Consider the following 22466-nt stretch of genomic DNA (forward strand, 5'->3'; position numbering starts at 1 on the left):
CTCCATCCGGAGGAGGAGTCCCACCCCACTGCCACCGGAAGAAGTTTGGAAGGGCCCCTTCTTATACGCGAAGCGATAAGAAGGGGCCCTTCCTTACCTCGCTAGGCGAGGGTGAGGGTGTCGCCGGAGCGGTCGACGTGCACGGTGTCCCCGTCGCGGAGCTCGCCCGACAGCAGTGCCTTGGCCAGCTTGTCGCCGATGGCGGACTGGACCAGGCGGCGCAGCGGGCGGGCGCCGTAGATCGGGTCGTAGCCGTGCCCGGCCAGCCACTGCCGGGCGGCGTCGGAGACCTCCAGCGACAGGCGGCGGTCGGCCAGGCGGCGGCGCAGGCGGCCGAGCTGGATGTCGACGATCGAGGCCAGCTCTTCCTGGGTGAGGGCGTGGAAGACGACGATGTCGTCGAGACGGTTCAGGAACTCCGGCTTGAAGTGGGTGCGGACCACGGCCATGACCGCGTCGCGGCGCTGCTCCTCGCCGAGCGTGGGGTCGGCGATGATGTGCGAGCCCAGGTTCGAGGTCAGGATCAGGATCGCGTTGCGGAAGTCGACCGTGCGGCCCTGGCCGTCGGTGAGGCGGCCGTCGTCGAGCACCTGCAGCAGCACGTCGAAGACGTCCGGGTGGGCCTTCTCCACCTCGTCCAGCAGGATCACCGAGTACGGCCGCCGCCGCACCGCCTCGGTCAGCTGCCCGCCCTCCTCGTACCCGACGTAGCCGGGCGGGGCGCCGACGAGCCGGGCCACGGAGTGCTTCTCGGCGTACTCGCTCATGTCGATGCGGACCATGGCCCGCTCGTCGTCGAACAGGAACTCGGCCAGCGCCTTGCCCAGCTCGGTCTTGCCGACGCCGGTCGGGCCGAGGAACAGGAACGAGCCGGTGGGCCGGTCGGGGTCGGCCACGCCCGCGCGGGCCCGGCGGACCGCGTCGGAGACCGCGGCGACCGCCTCGGCCTGCCCGATCACGCGCGAACCCAGCGACTCCTCCATCCGGAGCAGCTTGGCGGTCTCGCCCTCCATCAGGCGCCCGGCCGGGATGCCGGTCCAGGCGGCGACGACCTCGGCGATGTCGTCGGCGCCGACCTCCTCCTTGAGCATGGCGCCGTTGGTCTGCAGCGCGGCCAGCTCGCCCTGGGCCCGTTCCACCTCGCGCTCCAGGCCGGGGATGCGGCCGTAGCGCAGCTCGGAGGCGCGGCCCAGGTCGCCGTCGCGCTCGGCCCGGTCGGCCTGCGTACGCAGCTCCTCCAGCTGCTCCTTGGCGTCGGAGATGGCCTGGATGTGCTGCTTCTCGTTGCGCCACCGGTCGGACAGGGCGGCCAGGTGCTCCCGCTTGTCGGCCAGCTCGGCGCGCAGCTTCTCCAGCCGCTCCGCCGACGCCGGGTCGGGCTCCTTGGCCAGCGCCATCTCCTCGATCTCCAGGCGCCGCACCTGCCGCTCGATCTCGTCGACCTCGGTCGGGCGGGAGTCGATCTCCATGCGCAGCCGGGAGGCGGCCTCGTCCACCAGGTCGATCGCCTTGTCCGGCAGGAACCGGTCGGCGATGTACCGGTCGGACAGCGACGCCGCCGCGACCAGCGCACCGTCGGTGATGCGCACGCCGTGGTGCACCTCGTAGCGCTCCTTGAGCCCGCGCAGGATGCCGATCGTGTCGGTGACGGTCGGCTCGCCGACCACCACCGGCTGGAAGCGTCGCTCCAGCGCCGGGTCCTTCTCGATGTGCTCGCGGTATTCGTCCAGCGTGGTGGCGCCGACCATGCGCAGCTCGCCCCGGGCCAGCATGGGCTTGAGCATGTTGCCCGCGTCCATCGAGCCCTCGCCCTTGCCCGCGCCGACGACCGTGTGCAGCTCGTCCAGGAACGTGATGACCTGGCCGTCGCTGGACTTGATCTCCTCCAGCACGCTCTTGAGCCGCTCCTCGAACTGGCCGCGGTACTGCGCCCCGGCGACCATCGCGCCGAGGTCGAGGCTGACCAGCTTCTTGTCGCGCAGCGACTCGGGCACGTCCCCGGCGACGATGCGCTGGGCCAGGCCCTCGACGATCGCGGTCTTGCCGACGCCGGGCTCGCCGATGAGCACCGGGTTGTTCTTGGTACGGCGGCTGAGCACCTGGATCACGCGGCGGATCTCCGCGTCGCGGCCGATCACGGGATCGACCTTGCCGTCGCGCGCCCGCGCGGTCAGGTCCACGCCGTACTTCTCCAGGGCTTGGTACTGCTGCTCAGGGTCGGGCGAGGTGACCCGGCGGTCGCCGCCGCGGATCTGCGGGAAGGCCGCCACCAGCGCCTCCTCGGTGGCGCCCGCCTGCTTGAGGGCGACGCCGACCGCACCGCCGACCCGGGCCAGCCCGGCCAGCAGGTGCTCGGTGGAGACGTACTCGTCGCCGAGCGGGCGGGCGATCTGCTCGGCCGAGTTGATGGCGTTGACCAGCTCGCGGGCCAGGCTCGGCTCGGCCACCGAGGTGCCGCGGGCGCTGGGCAGCTGCTCGACCGCGCGGGCCGCGGCGCGGCGCACGTCGGCCGGGTTGGCGCCGGCGGCGCGCAGCAGGCCCTGGGCGGTGGAGCCGCCGGTGTCCAGCAGGGACAGCAGCAGGTGCCACGGCTCGACCGTGGCGTGGCCGCGCTGCTGGGCGGTGGCCGCGGCGTCGGTGATGACCTCGCGGCTCTTGGTGGTCAGGCGTTGAGTGTCCATACGCTCCCTCTTCGGCGAACAAAGTTGAGCCTACTGCACTCAACTTGTTGTCGCCAGCGTGGCAGGAGCGCACGACTGAGGTGGCGCCGGTCACCCCGACGCCACCTCGTGATCAGCCGGTCGGCTCCAGCGAGATCCGCCGCCACTCGCGGTCGGCGCCGCTGCCGACGCCGAGCAGGATCTCCCGCGAGTCCGAGCTGAAGCCGCGCAGAGTGCCGTCGGGCAGCAGCCAGACCGTGTCCAGCCGCGGTGTGCCGGGCACCCGGACCAGGCCCCGGGCGCCGAGGTAGACCCCGTCCTCGGGACCGGCCAGCGCCAGTAGCCCGTCCCCGGCTGCCGCCAGCGTGTACTGCTGGTTCGGCTGCTCCTCGATGCCGGTGATCGGCACCGGCACCCAGGCCGCGTCCGCCAGCCGCCACAGCAGCGGCATGCCCGTCGCCTTGAGCACCGAACCGCGCAGCACCGCGGTGCCCCCGCCGGTGCTCGGCGGGTCCTGCATCCCGACCAGCCAGGTGTCGCGCCGGTCGGCCGACTGGAGCACGGACAGGCTCCACACCGAGCGCCCCGGCTGCTCCGGCACCGCGATGGTCTGCCAGGTCAGGCCGCCGTCGGTGGTGCGGGCGGTGCGCTTGGGCGGCCCCGGCCGGGTGACCCAGACGGTGCTGTCGGGGGTGGTCCACGCGGTGGCGACCTCGAAGCCGTCCGGGACGGTGAGGCGACGGCCGGTGGCGAACTCCAGCAACTGCGGATCACCCTGGTTGTCACCTGGCCATTCCAGGCCGTACCGCGCCAGGGCGCCCGCGTGCTGGCGCGGCATCACCTCGGTGGCCGGGCCGTAGGTGTGACCGCCGTCGGTCGACAGCTGATATCCGGCCGGGTCCGTCCAGATGATCACCTGCTGCGGGGTGCTCTGGTAGAGCTGGATGCCCCGGGCCTTGGCCACCGGCAGGTTGCGCCGCTGCCAGGTGCGGCCGCCGTCGGCGGTGGCCAGCAGCCGACCGGTGCAGTCGTAGCCGTCGTCTCCGCACCACTGGAACAGGGCATAGCCGTGCTGGGCGTCGCTGAACTCGTACCAGGGGGCGACGTACGAGCCGGGCAGGTCGACCTCGGCCTCGATCTCGACGACCCGGGCCGGGCCGAGCACGGTCGGGGTCGGCGGCGCGGCCGACGGCCCGGCTGACGGCATGGCGGTGGGGGACTGTTTCGGGGCGCAGGCCGTCGCCGCCACGAGCACGGCGGCGGCGAGCAGGATCGTGCGTGGGACTGTGGTCATACCGGCGAAGAGTCGCCACCGCCGCGAACGGTTCCCGTACCGCGTCGCTGACGTAGCGGTGAGTAACAGGTTGATGAAAGTGTCTGCGCGAACCTTCCCTTGACCTGGGCAGGCAGGCTAGCGTGTCGCCGCAGCAGCGCCGCTGGCAATCTGCCGCGCCCTTCACTCACCGGAGGACAAGATGAGCGCTCCCCCGGCTGTCTTCCGCGGTTTCGCCAACCCGGTCGACCCGACTACGAGCGAGCTTCGGACCTGGGCGTACGCACCGGATTCGGTTCCGCTGAGCTCCCTGCCGCCGGACTGGGACCTGTTGGTCTCCGGCGACCGCCTCGTCGGCACGCTCTTCGACGTGGCCATGGACACCAGCTGCCCGGCCCGCCGCTTCGCCCTGCACTGCCTGTACATCTACGCCGCCGACGCGATCCGCACCGGCTTCAAGGCCCACCCCCGCCGCAAGCTGCGCAAGCTGGTGGAGGAGGCCGAGGAGGAGGGCGACGAGCTGATGGCGATCTGGTCCCACAACACGCGCGTGCTGCTGGCCCGTCCGCACCTGTTCGACTACCACGACTGGTGCGAGGGCGGGCTGGTGCGGCACTCGCGCCGCCTGCAGTAATCCCGGTTCCGGCACGAAAGAGCTCCCCTGGGCACCGCCCGGGGGAGCTCTTCATCTTTGCCGCGAAGGATTCGCATGTCGCCGCAACAGCTACGACGTCATCTTGTCGATCGCGTCCTTGGCCGTGTTCTGGCCCTTGTCGACCTGGTCCTTGAACTTGCCGCCCGTAGCGTCGTCGACTTTGTCGCCAGCGGAGTCGACGGCGCCCTTGGCCTTGTCGCCAAGCTGATCGGCCTTGTCATCGGTGATCCCGAGCGCGTCCTTGGCCTTGTCCATAATGCCCATCGTTCCCCCTCCGGGACGTCCGATAAATCGGACTCATCCCACTAAGAGGATAGCGGTCAGGGCCGTTGCGGGCTCAGGCTTCCGAGACTCAGCCTTCCGAGGAGCGTGGCCGCCACACCACCAGCGCGGTCGAGGTGCGTGCCGACGGCAGCAGCTCGGTGCGCGGGAAGGCCGAGATGGTCTCCAGCTGCGCCAGGCGCTGCTGCGCGTACGCCAACTGCCGCTGCGCCTCGACCAGCTGCTCCTGCAGCTCCAGCGCCATCCGCTCCAGGTCGATGATCCGCTTGACCCCGGCCAGGTTGACACCGTCCTCCTGGCTCAACCGCTGGATCTCGCGCAGCAGTTCCACGTCGCGCATGCTGTAGCGCCGACCGCCGCCGGGCGAGCGACCCGGCTCGACCAGACCCATCCGGTCGTACTGCCGCAGCGTCTGCGGGTGCATTCCCGCCAGCTGCGCCGCCACCGAGATCAGGAACACCTTGGCCTGCTCGTCCACGCCGTTCACCTCCGCTCCAGATGGTCACGCCGCAGCGGCGGAGCCAGCTCCGCGAACCGGAGCAGGGCCTCGCGGGCCTCCTCCGACAGCTGCTGCGGGACCACGATCTCCACGGTAACCAGCAGGTCGCCCACGCCGCCATCACGTTTGGGCACACCACGTCCGCGTACGCGCAGCAGTCGCCCGCTCGGGGTGCCCGGCGGCACCTTAACCTTGACCATGCCGTCCAAAGTGGGCACGCGTACCTCGGCACCCAGCACCGACTCCGCGTACGTCACCGGGATGGTGACGGTGAGGTCGTCCCCGCTGCGCCCGAACATGTTGTCCGGCCGCACGATCGCCCGCACGTACAGGTCACCGGGCGGCCCGCCGCGCTCGCCCGGCTCACCGCGCCCGGCCAACCGGATGCGCTGGCCGTCGGCCACCCCGGCGGGAATCCGCACGGTCAGGGTCCGGGTCTTGGTGACCCCGCCGGTGCCGTGGCACTCCGGGCACTTCTGGTCCACCACCGTGCCCACGCCCTGGCAGTCGCGGCAGGCCTCGGAGAAGCCGAACGCGCCCTGGTTGCGGTTGACCACACCGGTGCCGTTGCAGTGCGTGCAGGTGCGCGGCCGGGTGCCGGGCTTGGCGCCGTCACCGTGGCAGGTCTCGCAGACGCCGAGGGTCCGCAGCGTCAGCGGCTGAGTGGTGCCCTGCACCGCGTCGGCGAAGTCCAGGAAGATCTCGGCTTCGACGTCACGCCCACGCCCCGGACCGCGCGCCGCGGTGCCCGCCCCGCCCGAGAAGATCGATCCGAACAGGTCGGAGAAGCTGGCGCCGCCGAACCGCTGATCGCGGCCGCCGCCCTGGCCGAACAGGTCGGACATGTCGAACTGGTGCGCGCCGCCGCCCGCGCCGCCCCGGGCGCTGCGGCGGAAGGCGCCGGACTCGAACAGCGAACGCATCTCGTCGTACTCGCGACGGCGGTTGTCGTCCGACAGCACGTCGTACGCCTCGGACACCGCCTTGAAGCGCTCCTCCGCGGCGGCGTTGCCGGGGTTGTGGTCCGGATGCAGCTCGCGGGCGAGCCTGCGGTACGCCTTCTTCACCTCGGCGGCGGGGGCGTCCTTCGCCACACCGAGCACGGCGTAGAAGTCCTTCTCCAGCCAGTCTTTCGAGCTCATCCGGTACCCCCTCCCCCTGTCGTGATCGGAGCTCCCGCGCCGTCCCCGAGGGGAAGGCGAGGGAGCTCCGTCATGGTGTCATTCCGGCGCGGCTACGGCCACCATGGCCGGGCGGAGCAGGCGCTCGCCCAGCAGGTAGCCCCGGCGCATCACGTCGATGCACGTCGGCTCGGTCACGTCGGCCGAGGTCAGGTGAGCCACCGCCTCGTGCCGGTTGGGGTCGAAGGGGTCACCCTTCTCGCCGAACGCGACCAGCCCGAACTTCGTCACCGCCGTGTTGAGCTGCTCGGCCACCGCCCCGAACGGGCCGGACAGGTCGCCGTGGTCACGGGCCCGGTCCAGGTCGTCGAGGATCGGCAGCAGCGACGCCAGCACCTGGCCGGTCGCGAGCTCGGCGGCGACCGTACGGTCCCGCTCCACCCGCTTGCGGTAGTTGGCGTACTCGGCGGTCACCCGCTGCAGGTCCACGGTGCGCTCCTCGAGCGCGGTACGGGCCTGCGCCAGCTCCGCCCCCAGCCCGCCGACCGGCTCACCCGGGGCCGCGGCCGGTTCGACCAGCTCACCCTCGACCGGCTCGGCGGCTTCCGCCGACTCGGCCTCGACCTCGGCCGCGGTGGGCTCGACGGTCTCCGCGTCGGCGGTCGCCTCGACCGTCACGGTCTCGGCGGCCACCTGCTCATCGCCGGTCGTGGACGTCGTCTCGGGCTGGTCAGGGGCGGCCTGGGCAGGGGCTTCCTGCACGGGGTCGGCCGCCGCCGGGGCGGCCGGGGTCTCCGGCTGCTCGGACATGGTCGCTCCGCTCGGGGTGATCTTCCGCTTGTTCCTGATGACGATGCCCTCGCCGGCGGTCGACTGGTCGTCGGCCGCCGGCGAGTCCTGTGCTCCGGTCACTTCTTGCCCTCGTCGTCGATGATCTCCGCATCGACGACGTCGTCATCGCCAGCCCGCGCGCCGGTCGCCCCCTCGGGGCCCGCGCCGGCGGCGTTGGTGGCACCGGCCTGGCCGTACAGGGCGGACCCGGCCGCCTGCGAGACCTGGGCGAGCTTCTCGTGGGCGGACTTGATGCGCTCGATGTCGCTGCCGGCCAGCGCGCTGCGCAGGTCGGTGAGCGCCTCGTTGATGCTCTCGCGGGAGTCGGCGGGCAGCTTCTCGCCGCTCTCGGCGAGGAACTTCTCCGTCTGCCACTGCAGCGCCTCGGCCACGTTGCGGGTCTCGGCCTCCTCGCGGCGGCGGCGGTCCTCCTCCGCGTGGTCCTCGGCGTCGCGGCGCATCCGCTCGATGTCCTCCTTCGGCAGCGACGAGCCGCCGGTGATGGTCATCGACTGCTCCTTGCCGGTGCCGAGGTCCTTCGCGCTGACGTGCACGATGCCGTTGGCGTCGATGTCGAAGGTGACCTCGATCTTCGGCACGCCACGCGGCGCGGGCGCGATGCCGGTCAGCTCGAAGGTGCCGAGCTTCTTGTTGTACGCCGCCATCTCGCGCTCGCCCTGGAACACCTGGATGAGCACGGACGGCTGGTTGTCGTCGGCGGTGGTGTACACCTCGGACCGCTTGGTCGGGATGGTGGTGTTGCGCTCGACCAGGCGGTGCATGATGCCGCCCTTGGTCTCGATGCCGAGACTCAGCGGGGTCACGTCCAGCAGCAGGACGTCCTTGACCTCGCCCTTGAGCACACCGGCCTGCAGCGCGGCACCGACGGCCACGACCTCGTCCGGGTTGACGCCCTTGTTCGGCTCCTTGCCGGTGAGCTGCTTGACCAGCTCGGTCACGGCGGGCATGCGGGTGGAACCGCCGACCAGGATGACGTGCTCGATGTCGGCGAGCTTGACGCCCGCGTCGCGGATGGCCGACTCGAACGGGCCCTTGCAGCGGTCCAGCAGGTCCTGGGTCATCCGCTGGAACTCGGCCCGGGTCAGGGTCACGTCCAGGTGCAGCGGGCCCTCGGCGCCGGCGGTGATGTACGGCAGGTTGATGCCGGTGGTGTTGGCGGCCGACAGCTCGATCTTGGCCTTCTCCGCGGCCTCCCGGAGGCGCTGCATGGCCATCTTGTCGGCGGACAGATCCACGCCGTACTGGCCGCGGAACGTCTTCACCAGGTGCTCGATGATGCGCTCGTCCCAGTCGTCGCCACCGAGGTGGTTGTCGCCGGAGGTCGACTTGACCTCGACGACGCCGTCGGCGAGCTCCAGCAGGGACACGTCGAAGGTGCCGCCGCCGAGGTCGAAGACCAGGACGGTCTGCTCCTTGCTGCCCTTGTCCAGCCCGTACGCCAGCGCGGCGGCGGTGGGCTCGTTGACGATGCGCAGCACGTTGAAGCCCGCGATCTCGCCGGCCTCCTTGGTCGCGGTGCGCTGGGCGTCGTTGAAGTACGCCGGGACGGTGATGACGACGTCGGTGACGGTCTCACCGAGGTAGGCCTCGGCGTCGCGCTTGAGCTTCTGGAGCACCCGCGCGGAGATCTCCTGCGGGGTGTACTTCTTGCCGTCGATGTCGACGGACCAGTTCGTGCCGACCTCACGCTTCACCGAGCGGATGGTCCGGTCCGGGTTGGTGACGGCCTGGCGCTTGGCCACCTCACCAACAAGCACCTCACCGTTCTTGGCGAACGCCACGATCGAGGGCGTCGTGCGGGAGCCCTCGGCGTTCGCGATGACGGTGGGTTCGCCACCCTCGAGCACGGCCATACAGGAGTTGGTCGTACCCAGGTCGATGCCGACCGCACGTGCCATGTTCGTGTTCCTCCAAGATCAAAACTGCCCGGAGTCAAGTTGAGTCCAGATGGCTCAATACTGACACGAGACGGCTCGGTGTCAAGCGCGTGGTTGAGTGGGTCACACTCAACTTCGGTGCTGTCCTGGTGAGGTGTCCCATTTACGCTTAGGCTTCTGCTGTGTATGACCACACTGCGCCCGCCGGACCGGGCCCACATGGCCCCCTCCCGAGCGCTGGGGCGGGCGGTCCACTGCTCGCGATCGTCGGCGGCCCCACCGGCGCGGGCAAGTCCACGCTGGTGAACAGCCTGGTGCGCGCTCCCGTCAGTGCCACCGGCTTCCTGCGTCCCACCACCCGGCGCCCCGTCCTTGTCTGCCACACCCGCAGCTGGGCCAACGCGCCCCGGCACGACCTGCACCCGATCGCGTCCCCGGCACTGCCGCCGAACCTCGCGCTCGTGGACGCCCCCGACCTCAACTCCATCGACCAGGGCAGCCGTGAGCTCACCGAGAGCCTGTTCGACCAGGCCGACCTCTGGATCTTCATGACCACCGCCGCCCGGTACGCTGACGCCGAGGCGTGGCGACACCTGCGCGCGGCACAGCGGCGGCGGGTCGATCTCGCGGTGGTGCTCAACCGGGTGCCGAACCACTCGGCCGACGCGATCCTGCCGCACCTCACCCAGCTGCTGGGCGAGCCGGTGCCGCTGTTCGTCGTCGCCGAATCCGCGCTGGACAGCCAGGGGATGCTGGCCGAGCGGGTGGTCACCCCCATCTGGGAGTTCCTCCACAAGACAGCGAGTGCGAAACTTGCCGAGTCAAGGGTCGGCGCGGAGTCGGCTGAAGAGAGCGTGAGGAGGGACCCGTGACCGGCCCCACCCCCAGCGGTGAGTCCGTCGCCACCAGGCTCGACCGGCTCCAGCAGTTCGTGGACCTGGCCTCGGAGCACCTGACCGACGAGCCGGTGCTCGCGTACGCGCGGGCCGTGGCCGAGCGGTCGGCCGACCGGTTGCGCCTGCCCACCGCGTTCACCACGATCGCGCTGGCGGGCACCACAGGCAGCGGCAAGTCCAGCATGTTCAACGCGTTCACGACCATCGACCGGTCGCCCGCGGGCATCCTGCGGCCCACCACCTCCGAGCCGTACGCCTGCGTGTGGGGGAGCCTCAGCCAGGCCGACGAGCTGCTGGACTGGCTCGGCGTCTCCTCGCGGCGACGGTTCACCCGCGAGTCGGCGCTGGACGCCAACGACGAGGTCGGCCTGCGCGGCATGATCCTGCTCGACCTGCCCGACGTGGACTCCATGGAGCCGCGTCACCGCGTCGAGGTCGACCGCCTGCTGCACCTGGTCGACGTGGTGGTGTGGATCTGCGACCCGCAGAAGTACGCCGACCAGCTCGTGCACGAGGGCTATCTGCGCCAGCTCGCCAGCCAGCGGTCGGGCCTGGTCGTGGCGCTCAACCAGACCGACCGGCTGCAGCCGATCCAGCTGCCCAAGGTCGGCGCGGACCTGCGCCAGTTGCTCGACGAGGGTGGCCTCACCGACGTGCCGCTGGTGGCCACCTCCGCCACCGCCACGGTGCCGGTGCTGCCCGCCACCAAGCACAAGCCGGTGAAGCCGAAGCCCAGCCCGTTCACCACCGAGCAGGCCGCCGGGGGACACCAGGGCGTGGCCCACCTTCGCGCCGTGCTCGAACCGATGATCGCCCAGGGCGCCATCGTGCGTCAGTCGATCGACCGCGACCTCAACGTGGCCCTGTCCGACCTGACCAAGCTGGTCGGTGGCCCGGCCAGCCCGCCGTCGGTGGCGCCGCTGGTGCGCGGACTCGTGTCGGCGGGCACCGATCCGGCCCGCATCGAGCAGGCGATCCAGGCGTACTCGGCGAGCGCTTCGGTGGGGCTGGGCGGTCCGTGGCCGGAGGCGGTGCGCCGAGCTTCGGTGTCGCGGCTGGGCGAGCTGCCCACGGCGCTCGGGCAGGCACTGGCCTCGGCCGACGCGCAGCGCCCGCGCCGGATGTGGCTGCCGGGCGGCAAGAAGCGCGCCGACGCCCGGGGCGAGACGCTGCGCCGCGCCGAGATCGACAAGGTCGCCCTGCGGTACGTCGTGGAGCCGGTGCGTCGCGTGCTGGCCGCGTACGAACGCGCCCGCACCACCCTGAACTGACCACCCCACCCGCCCGGCCCACCGCCGAGCCTTCAAGATCGTCCAAGTTGCCGGGCAACCGGGCGTATCGGTATCCCCGATACGCCCGACTGCCCGGCAATTTTGTTGACCTTGGCGGGCTCGGCGGGCTCCACGGGCGCGGCGGACCCGGCGGCGTCAGCCGCGGGGGTGGCCGGAGGGCCGCACGTGCGGCCGCTGCACCTTCACCCGCTTGACGTGCGCCTGCGCGACGTGCACACGCTTGACCTGCACGTGCTTGACGTGCGCGTGCTTGACCTGCACGTGCTTAACGTGCGCGTGCTTAACGTGCGCGTGCTTGACCTGCACGTGCTTGACCTGCACGTGCTTGACGTGCGGCTGCGTGACGTGCGGCTGCGTGACGTGGGTCTGGAGGCGCCGGAGGTGTGGGCGGGCTGGGTTCGGGGTCGAGTTGTGCGGTCGCGGATGCTTGGGGCGGGGAAGCCGGATCGGCTGCGCGTGCCCCCAGGACGGCCGGATCGGCTGCGCGTGCCCCCAGGACGGCCGGATCGGCTGCGCGTGCCCCCGTGAGGGATGCCGGACCGGGTGTTGGCCCGCCTGGGCGGAGCCGCCCCATGGACCGGGCCCACCGCCCGGGAGCCAGGAGCCGGGCCAGGTCGCGGGCCAGGTCGCGGGCCGATGGCGATGCGGGTGCTGCCGAGTCGGCCGCTGCGGGCAGTTTCGTGGCCCGGCATGGTCGCCGCTGGGGCGGCCGACGGGGCCGGTGGGCCTGGTCGGCTTCGCCGGTTTGGCAGGTTTGGCCGGATGCCAGACCGGGCGCGGCGCGGGCGGCTTGGCGGTGTCGCGGCGTTCCAGCACCGGCTCGGCGCCCTTGACCTCGCGCGGCGGTCCCACCGCGATGACCAGCGGCGCCGCGGGGCGCCCGGTGACCGGGTCGGACTGCGGCGCGGGCCGGGTCGGCCGCTGCTGCGGGTACGCGGGCAGCAGCCGCTGCGGTTCGCCGGGCACGGAGAACGCCTGCACCGGCCCGGCCAGTCGGGCCCCGAAGTCTGGGTCGAGTCCGTCGACTCCCGCTCGGAGCACGATCCAGGTGGGCAGGGCGGTCAGGCCGACCATCGCCGCCACGAGCAGCGCGTAGCGACGTGGCGTGATCGGTGCCCGGCCGCGCCGCCGGGGCGGGGCGGCCGATGGTGCCGGTGGTGCTGGTGGTGTCGGTGCGTTCAAGGCCGCCACCTGCGGTGGAGGGCCGAAGACGCGGTCCAGGAAGCTGTCGTCGGACATCGTTGTGCTCCTCGGGGCACGGGGGGAATTAGCACAGAATGACCGATTGACAGCCATGATCCGGTTATTTGGGGCATTCTCCAGGCCCTGTTTTTCGGCCGCGGGTTGCCAATATCACCTGCCCGGCCTGTGACTGCCGCCACGGATACGGCAGTATGGGGGCCAGGCGGCAGCGTGGCCGTGGTCTTCCATGTACCCCGGGCTCGTGAATCTGCCGTAGCCAGGCGTCTTCGCCCCACGAGGAGCGTGACGTGGCGCCGACCGATGCGCGGCAGCACACCCCGCCGCCGACGCACCACTTGACAGGGAGACACGGATGACCAGAGTCGAGCGCGCGGCCCCGCGCCGCGGCGGAAAGCGCTCGGGCCCCCCCGAGCCGGAGTTCGTACAGCTCCTCACCCCCGAGGGCGAGCGAGTCGAGCACCCCGACTACTCCGTCGACTTCACCGATGACGAGCTGCGCGGCCTGTACCGCGACCTGGTCACGGTCCGCAAGCTCGACGCCGAGGCCACCGCGCTCCAGCGCCAGGGTGAGCTCGGCATCTGGGCCAGCCTGCTGGGCCAGGAGGCGGCGCAGGTCGGCTCCGGCCGGGCGCTGCGCCCGCAGGACATGGCCTTCCCGACGTACCGGGAGCACGGCGTCCTCTACTGCCGCAACATCGACCCGATCATGCCGCTGGGCCTGTTCCGCGGCGTGGACCAGGGCGGCTGGGACCCGGTGGCCAACCGGTTCAACACGTACACGATCGTGATCGGCGCGCAGACGCTGCACGCGACCGGCTACGCCATGGGCATCGCCAAGGACGGCAAGGTCGGCGACGACGACGAGACCAGCGAGGCCGTCATCGCCTTCTTCGGCGACGGCGCGACCAGCCAGGGCGACGTCAACGAGGCGTTCATCTTCGGCAGCGTCTACCACGCCCCGATCGTCTTCTTCTGCCAGAACAACCAGTACGCGATCTCCGAGCCGCTGGAGCGCCAGACCCGCATCCCGCTGTACCAGCGCGCGGCCGGCTTCGGCTTCCCCGGCATCCGGGTCGACGGCAACGACGTGCTCGCGACGTACGCGGTGACCCGTGCCGCGCTCGACAACGCCCGCCACGGCCAGGGCCCGACCCTGATCGAGGCGTACACGTACCGCATGGGTGCGCACACCACCTCGGACGACCCGACCCGCTACCGCGTGGCCAGCGAGGTCGAGGCGTGGCAGGCCAAGGACCCGATCATCCGCATGCGCCTGCTGCTGGAGAAGCAGGGCATCGCCGACGAGACGTTCTTCGCCCAGGTCGACGAGCGGGCCAAGGTCGAGGCGGTGGCGCTGCGCGAGCGCGTGCTGTCCATGCCCGACCCGGACCCGGCGACCATGTTCGACCACGTCTACCCCAACGGCTCGCCGCTGGTCGACGCGCAGAAGAAGCAGTTCCAGGCCTACCACGCCTCGTTCGAGGGGAGCCACTGATGGAGACGCTCACCCTTGGCAAGGCCCTCAACATGGGCCTGCGCCGCGCCATGGAGGACGACAACAAGGTCCTCATCATGGGCGAGGACGTCGGCAAGCTCGGCGGCGTCTTCCGCATCACCGACGGCCTGCAGAAGGACTTCGGCGACGAGCGCGTCATCGACACCCCGCTGGCCGAGGCCGGCATCGTGGGCACCGCGATCGGCCTGGCCCTGCGCGGCTACCGCCCCGTGGTGGAGATCCAGTTCGACGGCTTCGTCTACCCGGCCTACGACCAGATCGTGTGCCAGGTCGCCAAGCTGCACTACCGGTCCCAGGGCAAGGTCAAGCTGCCCATGGTCATCCGGATTCCGTTCGGCGGCGGCATCGGCGCGGTCGAGCACCACTCCGAGTCGCCCGAGGCGTACTTCGCGCACACCGCCGGTCTCAAGGTCGTGGCGTGCAGCAACCCGGCCGACGCGTACTGGATGATCCAGCAGGCCGTCGCCAGCGACGACCCGATCGTGTTCTTCGAGCCCAAGCGGCGCTACTGGGAGAAGGGCGAGGTGGACACCTCGACGACGCTGTCGTCGGCGTACCCGCTGCACGCCTCCCGCGTGGTGCGGCCGGGCACCGACGCCACCGTGCTCGCGTACGGCCCGATGGTGCGCACCGCCCTGGACGCCGCCACCGCGGCGGCCGAGGACGGCCGCAGCCTGGAGGTCATCGACCTGCGCTCGCTGTCCCCGCTGGACATGGCCCCGGTCTTCGAGTCGGTCCGCCGGACCGGCCGTGCCGTGGTCGTGCACGAGGCGGCGGGCAACCTGGGCATGGGTGCCGAGCTCGCGGCGCGGATCTCCGAGGAGTGCTTCTACTCCCTGGAGGCCCCGGTGCTGCGGGTGACCGGCTACGACATCCCCTACCCGGCCTCCCGGGTGGAGGAGGAGTTCCTGCCCGACCTGGACCGTGTGCTCGACGCTGTCGACCGCTCGTTCGGCTGGTGAGGGGCGGACCATGGCTATCAACCAGTTCCCCCTGCCCGACCTCGGTGAGGGTCTGACCGAGGGCGAGATCCTCAAGTGGCTCGTCGCCGAGGGCGACGTCATCGAGCTGAACCAGCCCATCGTCGAGGTGGAGACCGCCAAGGCCGCGGTCGAGATCCCGGCGAAGTGGGCCGGCACGGTCGTGAAGATCTACCAGCCCGAGGGCACCGTGGTCGAGGTCGGCGCGCCGATCATCTCCATCGACACCGGCGGCCCGGCGGCCCCGGCCGACGACATGAGCCAGGGCGCGGCGGCGCAGGCCGAGGCGGTCGCCACCGGCGGCCTGATCGGCGAGACGACCGCCAGCGGGCGTACCGCGGTGCTGGTCGGGTACGGCCCGCGCAGCGGCCCGGCCACCCGCCGGGCCCGCAAGTCCGACACCCCGGCGCCCGCTCCGGTCGCCGCGGCTCCGGTCGCACCCGCCCCGGCTCCCGTCGCACCCGCCCCGGCTCCCGTCGCTCCGGCCCCGGCCCCGGTGGCTCCGGCCCCGGTCAACGGGACGCACCGCGCCGGTGCTGTGCTGGCCAAGCCGCCGGTGCGGATGCTGGCTCGCCAGCTCGGCGTCGACCTGACCTCGATCACGGGCACCGGGCCGCAGGGCTCGATCACCCGCGACGACGTACAGACCGCGCAGGCCGCTCCCGCCGTGGTCGCGGCGGTGCCGTCGGTGCCGGGTGCGCGCGAGACCCGGATCCCGATCAAGGGGGTGCGGAAGCTGACCGCGACCAACATGGTCGCCTCGGCCTTCACCGCGCCCCACGTGACCGAGTTCCTCACGGTCGACATGACCCGGTCGATGAAGGCCCTGGAGCGTCTGCGGGCCGACCGCGAGTGGCGTGACGTGCGCGTCTCGCCACTGCTGCTGGTCGCCAAGGCCGTGCTGCTGGCCGCCAAGCGGCACCCGATGGTCAACTCGACCTGGGACGAGGCGGCGCAGGAGATCGTGGTCAAGGACTACGTGAACCTGGGCATCGCGGCGGCGACCGAGCGCGGCCTGATCGTGCCGAACATCGCCGACGCGGGGCGCCTGTCCCTGCGCGAGCTCGCCGACGCGATGACCGACCTGGTCAACGTCGCGAAGTCGGGCAAGACCCCGCCGTCGGCGATGACCGGCGGCACGTTCACCATCACGAACGTGGGCGTCTTCGGCGTCGACACGGGTACGCCGATCCTGCCCCCGGGCGAGACGGCGATCCTGGCCTTCGGCGTCGTACGCGAGCAGCCCTGGGCGCACAAGGGCAAGGTCAAGCTGCGCCAGATCACCACGCTGGGGCTGTCCTTCGACCACCGCATCGTCGACGGCGAGCTGGGCTCGAAGTTCCTGCGGGACATCGGCGCCTTCCTCACCGACCCCGAGGCGGCCATGCTGGCCTGGACCTGAGCGGTCACCGGCGAGCCACGTGATCCACGACAGTGATCCGTTCGCGACCCCGGAGTCGGCGCGCAACCCTGTGCGCCGGCTCCGGGGTCGCTTCGCGATGACCGTGAGCCTGTGGACGGCGCCCGGCCCGGCCGGGCTGACCGTCTCGTCCACCCTGATCGCGGACGGGGAGCCGGGCCGCCTGCTCGGGCTGATCGACGACGAGTCGGAGCTGTGGCCCGCGATCGAGGCCGCGGGCGTGTTCGCGGTGACGCCGCTCGGGCCGTCGCACCGGCAGCTGGCCGACCGGTTCGCCGGGCTGATGCCCGCCCCGGGCGGTCTGTTCCGGCAGGAGCCCTGGCAGGAGACGGCGTACGGGCCGGTGCCGGCGGGATCGGGGACCTGGGTCGGGTGTCGGCTCGACGGGGCCCGGCCGTTCGGGTGGGGGCTGCTGGTGGAGGCGACCCTGGTCGACATCACGCTCGGTCCGGCCGACCCGCCGCTGCTGCACCACCGTGGCAGGTACGCGACACTGTCGTGAAATCAGCTCACGATCAACATCGGGGCAAAATCTTCACGTAGCGCCGCTGAGCTGGGCACGCCACAGGTTGCCGCTTCCTGGCGTTGTCGCAACCGCCTCGTAGGCTGGTTCTCATGTCTACGGATACACCTGACCAGCCCGAGGACGGCACGCCCAAGGACGCCGCGGACAAGCCGCCGCAGCGCCCGACCGGCCGCGCTTCGGTGGGCCGGGCCTCCGTGGGCGGCTCGACGCCCCCCGAGGGCACGCCGCGCGTGACCGGCGGCTCCGGTCGCAACGGCGCGTCGGGCACGTCGCGACCCTGGAACGAGGGCACCCCGCGCGGCATGGCCGCGGTGCCGGGGCGTGCCTCGGCGTCGTCGCGGCCGGGCGGCTCCGCCTCGTCGCGGCCGGGCGGTTCGGCGTCGGGTCGCGGCCGGTCGGGCTCGGCCCGGGTGCCGGTGGCGGGCGGCGGGAACACGTACGGCGCGGCCAAGAAGAAGGTCAAGCCGCGCTGGGGCCGGATCGCGCTGGTGGCCGTGATCGCGCTGGCGCTCTGCGGCGGCCTGGGCCTGGGCGGCGCGTGGCTGTATGCCAAGAGTGTCGAGGGCGACCTGTCCCGCACCGACCCGTTCTCGGCGCTGACCGGCGGCCGCCCGGCCAAGAAGGCCGACGGGGCGATGAACATCCTGCTGGTGGGCAGCGACTCGCGCGACCCGGACGCGCCCACCGACCGGGGCGGCGAATGGCGCACCGACACGATCATCCTGATGCACGTGCCGGCCAGCCAGGACCACGCGTACCTCATCTCCATGCCGCGCGACCTGCACGTGTACATCCCGCACCAGGCCACCGACGTCGAGTGTGGCAACCGCAAGGCGAAGATCAACGCCGCGTACGCCTGGGGCGGCATGCCGTTGCTGGTCAAGACGGTCGAGTGCTTCACCTCGGTGCGCATGGACCACGTCATGCTGATCGACTTCGGCGGCTTCAAGGAGGTGGTCGACGCCCTGGGCGGCGTCGACATGGACATCGAGCGGACCATCACCTCGATCCACAAGCCGAAGCGCACCTTCACCAAGGGCATGATGCACCTCAACGGAGAGGAAGCGCTCGACTACGCACGGCAGCGAAAGCAGTTCCCCGACGGCGACTTCGCCCGCATGCGCCACCAGCAGCAGCTGCTGAAGGCGTTGCTGGACAAGGCCGCCAGTGGCGGCACCCTGACCAACCCCAGCAAGCTGCACGGCTTCCTCGAGGCGATGACCAGCGCGGTGACCGTGGACAACGACTTCCGCCTGGTCGACATGGCGATCCAGTTCCGCGGCATCCGCAGCGCGGACCTGACGTTCATGACCAGCCCGCATCTGGGCAGCCAGATGGTCAACGGTGAAAGCGTGGTGGTCTCCGACCGCACCAAGGCGATCGAGCTCTACCAGGCGGTCGCCAACGACAAGGTCAAGGAATGGGTCGCAGCTCACACGAGTCCGTCACCTGCGGCGCCAGGTAGGGGTTGACGCAACAAGTTTCTCCACAAATAGGGCATATCGATTCAGATTGCTCTATGGGCCCTCGCCGCTTCGCAGGTGCACCTATTACAGTGGCCCGGTCTACGGCATAGGGACCGGGGGATCTGGTGGCGAACAAGGCTCGGCGAGGCGGTGCGAAAAACGCTGTTCCCAAGCAGCGCAGCCGGGGGCAGGCCCCCGACCCCTACGACGAGTACGACGACCCCGCCCCGCGCGGCGCCAGCCACTCGCTGAAGAAGCCCAGCGGCAAGAAGAAGGGCTCCGGCAAGAAGAAGAAGCGTGAGCGCAGCCCCCTGTGGGCCAAGTTGACGCTCACCTTCGGCGCGCTGCTGATGATGGTCGCCGGTGGCGCCATCGTCGGGGTCAAGTCGTTCGTCGGCAAGCTCGAGGACAGTGTCCAGGTCGTCAACGTGCTCGACGAGGCGGGCAAGGACACCGGCCCGCAGGGCGCCGACCTCACCGGCGCGATCGACATCCTGCTGCTGGGCATCGACGTGCGCGCCACCCAGGAGCGCGACAACGCCCGCGCCGACACGATCCTGCTGCTGCACGTCCCCGCGAGCCACGACCAGGCATACCTGATGTCGATCCCGCGCGACTCGATGGTGCAGATCCCCGCGAACCCGGCGACCCGCTACAGCGGCGCCACCGACCGCATCAACGCGGCCTTCTACTTCGGCGCGCAGAACGGCGGCGGCTGGAAGGGCGGCATGGCGCTGACCGCCAAGACCGTCAGCAAGCTGACCGGCATCCAGTTCGACGGCGCCGCGGTCATCGACTTCGGCGGTTTCTCGAAGGTCATCAACGCGCTGGGCACCGTGAACATCTGCGTGGAGAGCGACGCCGAGTCGCTGCACTACTACCACGTCAACGGCAAGGTCACCTACGTCAACGAGCAGAAGGCCCACAACCAGGGACTCAAGGCGTACGTGCACAAGAAGGGCTGCCGGGAGATGCAGGGCTGGGAGGCCCTGGACTACTCGCGCATCCGCAAGTCGCTCGACGACGGCGACTACGGCCGCCAGCGCCACCAGCAGCAGCTGATCAAGGCGATGGCCAAGAAGGCCGCCAGCAGCGGCGTGCTGACCGATGTCAACAAGATCTCCGCGCTGACCAGTGCTGTCGGCGAGTCGATGATCCTGGACACCAAGGGCCGCCCGCTGATCGACTTCCTGTTCTCGCTGAAGGACCTCGCGAGCGCCGACCTGGTGCTGCTCAAGACGAACGCGGGCTGGTTCAACAGCACCGGCTCGGGCGGCGAGGCGCTGAACGAGGGCACCATGCAGATGTTCAACGCCGCCAAGACCGACACGCTCGGCCAGTTCACCCTGCTCAACCCGGAGTTCGTCAACAACGAGAAATAGCTCATCCCCGCTGACCGGCACCGCACGGACCTAGGAGGTCGCGTGGCGAAGAAGGCACCGAAGGGCAGCAAGACGACGGGCGGCGTGCCGAGGCAGCGCACGCGGCCGGCGGGTGGGGGCGGCACCGCCGCCTCCCGCAAACGGGGCAGGCGCGGCCGCGCGCCACTGTGGTCCAAGTTCGCCGTCACCTTCGGTGCCCTGCTGATGCTGGCGGCGGGCGGGGCGATCGTCGGGGTCCACTCGTTCGTGGGCAGCGTCGAGGACAACCTGCAGACCACCAACGTGATCGAGGACGCGACCGCGCCCGAGGGCGAGGCGCTCAAGGGCGCGATCGACATGCTGCTGCTGGGCATCGACACCCGGGCGGGCCAGCGCGCCGACGACGCCAGGGCCGACACCATCATGCTGCTGCACATCCCGGCCACCCACGACCAGGCGTACCTGATGTCCATCCCCCGCGACGCGCTGGTGGACATCCCGGCGGCGGGCAACGGATACGGCGGACACCGCGACAAGGCCAATGCGGCCTTCTTCTTCGGGGCGCAGAAGGGCGGCGGCTGGGTGGGCGGCCTGAAGCTGACCTACGAGACCGTGCGCAACCTGACCGGCATCCAGTTCGACGGCGCCGCGGTCATCGACTTCGCCGGGTTCAAGCAGGTCATCGAGGCCCTGGGCTCGGTCTATCTCTGCGTCGAGGCCGACACCAAGTCCTCGCACTACTTCATGATCGACGGCAAGCCGCAGTACGTGGCGGGCTCCGGCAACGACAACCTGAAGGTCGAGAAGGACCGCGGCCTGCTGGGCAAGGAGTTCGTGCACAAGAAGGGCTGCCGCAACATGTCGGGCTGGGAGGCGCTGGACTTCTCCCGCATCCGCAAGCACGCGGCCGACGGCACCGGTGACTACGCCCGTCAGCGCCACCAGCAGCAGCTCATCAAGGCGATGGCCAAGAAGGCGGCCTCCGCCGAGATGCTCCGCGACTTCGGCAAGGTCAACAACCTGATCAAGGCGGTCGGCAAGTCGATGCTGCTGGACACCGGGGCCAGCGAGCCGATCGACTTCCTGTTCACCATGAAGGATCTCGCCGGCGCCGATCTGGTGCTGCTCAAGACCAACGGCGGAAACTACAACAGCGCCGAGGGCGGCGAGGGGCTGGACCAACTCACGATGCAGATGTTCCAGGCCGCCAAAACCGACACCCTCGGACAGTTCGTTCTCATGACCCCAGAACTGGTCAATAACGAGAAATAGTTTCCCATTGCCGGGAAACGGCGGGCGGCGCTCAATACCCTGGGCAGTGAGGGTTTCTCGCTTCCGAGGAGGGCGTCATGTCCATGCCCACATGGCGCCAAGGACAGTCTGGCGCCGGTGCGAGCGGGACGCGGCCCAGCGGCGTCGGCTGGCCGGGCGCGGCACCCGGCCGATCCGGTCCAGCCGGGTCCGGCCTGGGCTGGCCCGACGCACACTCGGCGCAACCGCCTCCGGTGGCGACCCGCACCGGCCCCGCCACCCCCGGCCCGGGGACGCCCGTGCCGGTGCGTCGCGGCGGCCGGAACTGGCGGCAGATCACCGCGGTGTTCATGGTGGTGCTGGTGCTGCTGGTCGGCGGCGGCGTCCTGGCCGGGCGGGCCCTGCTGCACCGGTACGAGTCGGCCGTCGGCCACGACGTCCTGCTCGACGAGCGCGCTCGCGACGTCGACTCCTTCGTCGGCTGGCGCAACGTCGCTGGACCGCTGAACTACCTGCTCATCGGTTCGGACCTGCGGGCGGCCAACCCTGACGCCGGGCAGCGCTCCGACACGATCCTGATCGTCCAGGTCAACGCCGCCCTCACCCAGGCGCATCTGATCTCCATCCCGCGCGACCTGCGGGTGGAGATACCCGCCTTCCCGCTCACCGGCTACCGGGGCGCCAAAGACAAGATCAATGCGGCGTTCGAGTTCGGCGGGGGCGGCAACGGGGGCGTGCAGCTGCTCTCGGCGACCCTCACCGAGCTGACCGGGATCAGGTTCGACGGCGCCGCAGTGATCGACTTCGGCGGCTTCGTGAAGGTGATCGACACGCTCGGCGGGGTCAAGCTGTGCGTGGACACCCCGGTCACCTCGATCCATACCGGCCGGGTGTTCGCCGTCGGCTGCCGGAACATGACCGGCGCCGAGGCGCTGGACTTCTCCCGCCAGCGATACGGCCTGCCCAACGGCGACTACGACCGTCAGCGCCACCAGCAGCAGCTCGTCAAGTCGGTGCTGGACAAGGCGCTGGCCAGCGGGGTGGCCCGAAATCCCATCAAGCTGGACCTGCTGATCCGGGGCATCGGCCAGTCGCTCACCGTCGACACCGGCGCGGCCAGCATCACCGAGCTGGCCCTGGCCCTGCGCAACATTCGACCCGACGGCCTGGTCGGGGTCAGGGTGCCCTCGCACATCACCAACATCGACGGAGTGTCGTACGTGGTGCTCGACGACCAGTCAGACGGCCTGTTCCAGGCGATGCGCGACGGGATGGTCGCGAACTGGGCCAAGGAACATCCGCGATGGGTGAATTCGATCTGACCTCTACACTGGCA

Annotated in this window: 18 protein-coding genes and 1 pseudogene; 11 read left to right on the forward strand and 8 right to left on the reverse strand. The window is 70.8% G+C overall.

Going from position 1 to position 22466, the window contains the following annotated elements:
• Positions 1-101: 101 nt before the first annotated feature.
• Positions 102-2681 carry an ATP-dependent chaperone ClpB gene (gene clpB / locus KUA19_RS18455; protein ID WP_217397231.1) on the reverse strand — a complete coding sequence of 860 codons (2580 nt, stop codon included), beginning with the start codon at positions 2679-2681 and terminating at the stop codon, positions 102-104.
• A gap of 112 nt (positions 2682-2793) precedes the next feature.
• On the reverse strand, positions 2794-3954 hold the full coding sequence (locus tag KUA19_RS18460; RefSeq protein ID WP_217397232.1) for a beta propeller repeat protein: 1161 nt from the start codon (positions 3952-3954) through the stop codon (positions 2794-2796).
• A 181-nt stretch (positions 3955-4135) separates the two neighbouring features.
• On the opposite strand from KUA19_RS18460, the gene KUA19_RS18465 reads away from it, so the two are divergent.
• Complete coding sequence (locus KUA19_RS18465; RefSeq protein WP_217397233.1) at positions 4136-4567, forward strand: hypothetical protein; 432 nt, start codon at positions 4136-4138, stop codon at positions 4565-4567.
• 90 nt (positions 4568-4657) lie between these two features.
• Here KUA19_RS18465 and KUA19_RS18470 read toward each other — a convergent pair whose 3' ends face one another.
• The 5 genes from KUA19_RS18470 to dnaK all read right to left on the reverse strand — a co-directional run bounded on the left by KUA19_RS18470 (position 4658) and on the right by dnaK (position 9240).
• Complete coding sequence (locus KUA19_RS18470) at positions 4658-4843, reverse strand: antitoxin (RefSeq protein ID WP_217397234.1); 186 nt, start codon at positions 4841-4843, stop codon at positions 4658-4660.
• Between the two features lie 97 nt (positions 4844-4940).
• Positions 4941-5348 carry a heat shock protein transcriptional repressor HspR gene (locus KUA19_RS18475; RefSeq protein WP_217397235.1) on the reverse strand — a complete coding sequence of 136 codons (408 nt, stop codon included), beginning with the start codon at positions 5346-5348 and terminating at the stop codon, positions 4941-4943.
• A gap of 5 nt (positions 5349-5353) precedes the next feature.
• Positions 5354-6511, reverse strand: coding sequence for a molecular chaperone DnaJ (dnaJ, locus tag KUA19_RS18480; RefSeq protein WP_217397236.1), 1158 nt, complete (start codon positions 6509-6511; stop codon positions 5354-5356).
• A gap of 78 nt (positions 6512-6589) precedes the next feature.
• A complete protein-coding gene (gene grpE / locus KUA19_RS18485) occupies positions 6590-7402 on the reverse strand; it encodes a nucleotide exchange factor GrpE (RefSeq protein WP_308167498.1) in 813 nt (270 codons plus the stop codon).
• A complete protein-coding gene (dnaK, locus tag KUA19_RS18490) occupies positions 7399-9240 on the reverse strand; it encodes a molecular chaperone DnaK (protein ID WP_217397237.1) in 1842 nt (613 codons plus the stop codon). The genes grpE and dnaK overlap by 4 nt, the downstream gene beginning before the upstream one ends.
• Positions 9241-9401: 161 nt before the next feature.
• Between dnaK and KUA19_RS18495 the strand changes: the two genes are divergently transcribed.
• Together KUA19_RS18495 and KUA19_RS18500 are read left to right on the forward strand one after the other, a co-directional pair.
• On the forward strand, positions 9402-10091 hold the full coding sequence (locus KUA19_RS18495; protein ID WP_217397238.1) for a GTPase domain-containing protein: 690 nt from the start codon (positions 9402-9404) through the stop codon (positions 10089-10091).
• A complete protein-coding gene (locus KUA19_RS18500) occupies positions 10088-11386 on the forward strand; it encodes a P-loop NTPase family protein (protein ID WP_217397239.1) in 1299 nt (432 codons plus the stop codon). Before KUA19_RS18495 ends, KUA19_RS18500 begins: the two co-directional genes overlap by 4 nt.
• Before the next feature lie 156 nt (positions 11387-11542).
• Here the strand turns inward: KUA19_RS18500 and KUA19_RS18505 are convergent, their stop codons facing one another.
• On the reverse strand, positions 11543-12646 hold the full coding sequence (locus tag KUA19_RS18505; RefSeq protein ID WP_217397240.1) for a hypothetical protein: 1104 nt from the start codon (positions 12644-12646) through the stop codon (positions 11543-11545).
• Positions 12647-12962: 316 nt separating this feature from the next.
• Here KUA19_RS18505 and pdhA point away from each other — a divergent pair, with 316 nt between their 5' ends.
• From pdhA to KUA19_RS18545, 8 genes and pseudogenes are all read left to right on the forward strand, one after another.
• Complete coding sequence (pdhA, locus tag KUA19_RS18510; protein ID WP_217397241.1) at positions 12963-14105, forward strand: pyruvate dehydrogenase (acetyl-transferring) E1 component subunit alpha; 1143 nt, start codon at positions 12963-12965, stop codon at positions 14103-14105.
• A complete protein-coding gene (locus tag KUA19_RS18515; RefSeq protein ID WP_217397242.1) occupies positions 14105-15088 on the forward strand; it encodes an alpha-ketoacid dehydrogenase subunit beta in 984 nt (327 codons plus the stop codon). Before pdhA ends, KUA19_RS18515 begins: the two co-directional genes overlap by 1 nt.
• A gap of 10 nt (positions 15089-15098) precedes the next feature.
• Positions 15099-16508, forward strand: a complete 1410-nt coding sequence (locus tag KUA19_RS18520; RefSeq protein WP_217397243.1) for a dihydrolipoamide acetyltransferase family protein — start codon at positions 15099-15101, stop codon at positions 16506-16508.
• A 22-nt stretch (positions 16509-16530) separates the two neighbouring features.
• Positions 16531-17028 (forward strand): annotated as a pseudogene (locus tag KUA19_RS18525) (flavin reductase family protein); the annotation flags it as partial.
• Positions 17029-17354: 326 nt separating this feature from the next.
• Entirely contained in the window at positions 17355-18524 is a 1170-nt protein-coding gene (locus KUA19_RS18530) for an LCP family protein (RefSeq protein ID WP_443623177.1), read from the forward strand.
• 119 nt (positions 18525-18643) lie between these two features.
• Positions 18644-19900, forward strand: coding sequence for an LCP family protein (locus KUA19_RS42900; protein WP_217397246.1), 1257 nt, complete (start codon positions 18644-18646; stop codon positions 19898-19900).
• Positions 19901-19942: 42 nt separating this feature from the next.
• Positions 19943-21151 carry an LCP family protein gene (locus KUA19_RS18540; protein WP_308167499.1) on the forward strand — a complete coding sequence of 403 codons (1209 nt, stop codon included), beginning with the start codon at positions 19943-19945 and terminating at the stop codon, positions 21149-21151.
• Between the two features lie 233 nt (positions 21152-21384).
• Positions 21385-22452, forward strand: a complete 1068-nt coding sequence (locus tag KUA19_RS18545) for an LCP family protein (protein WP_443623176.1) — start codon at positions 21385-21387, stop codon at positions 22450-22452.
• Positions 22453-22466 lie beyond the last annotated feature (14 nt).

Source organism: Catellatospora tritici, assembly GCF_019083965.1.
Lineage (GTDB): Bacteria > Actinomycetota > Actinomycetes > Mycobacteriales > Micromonosporaceae > Catellatospora > Catellatospora tritici.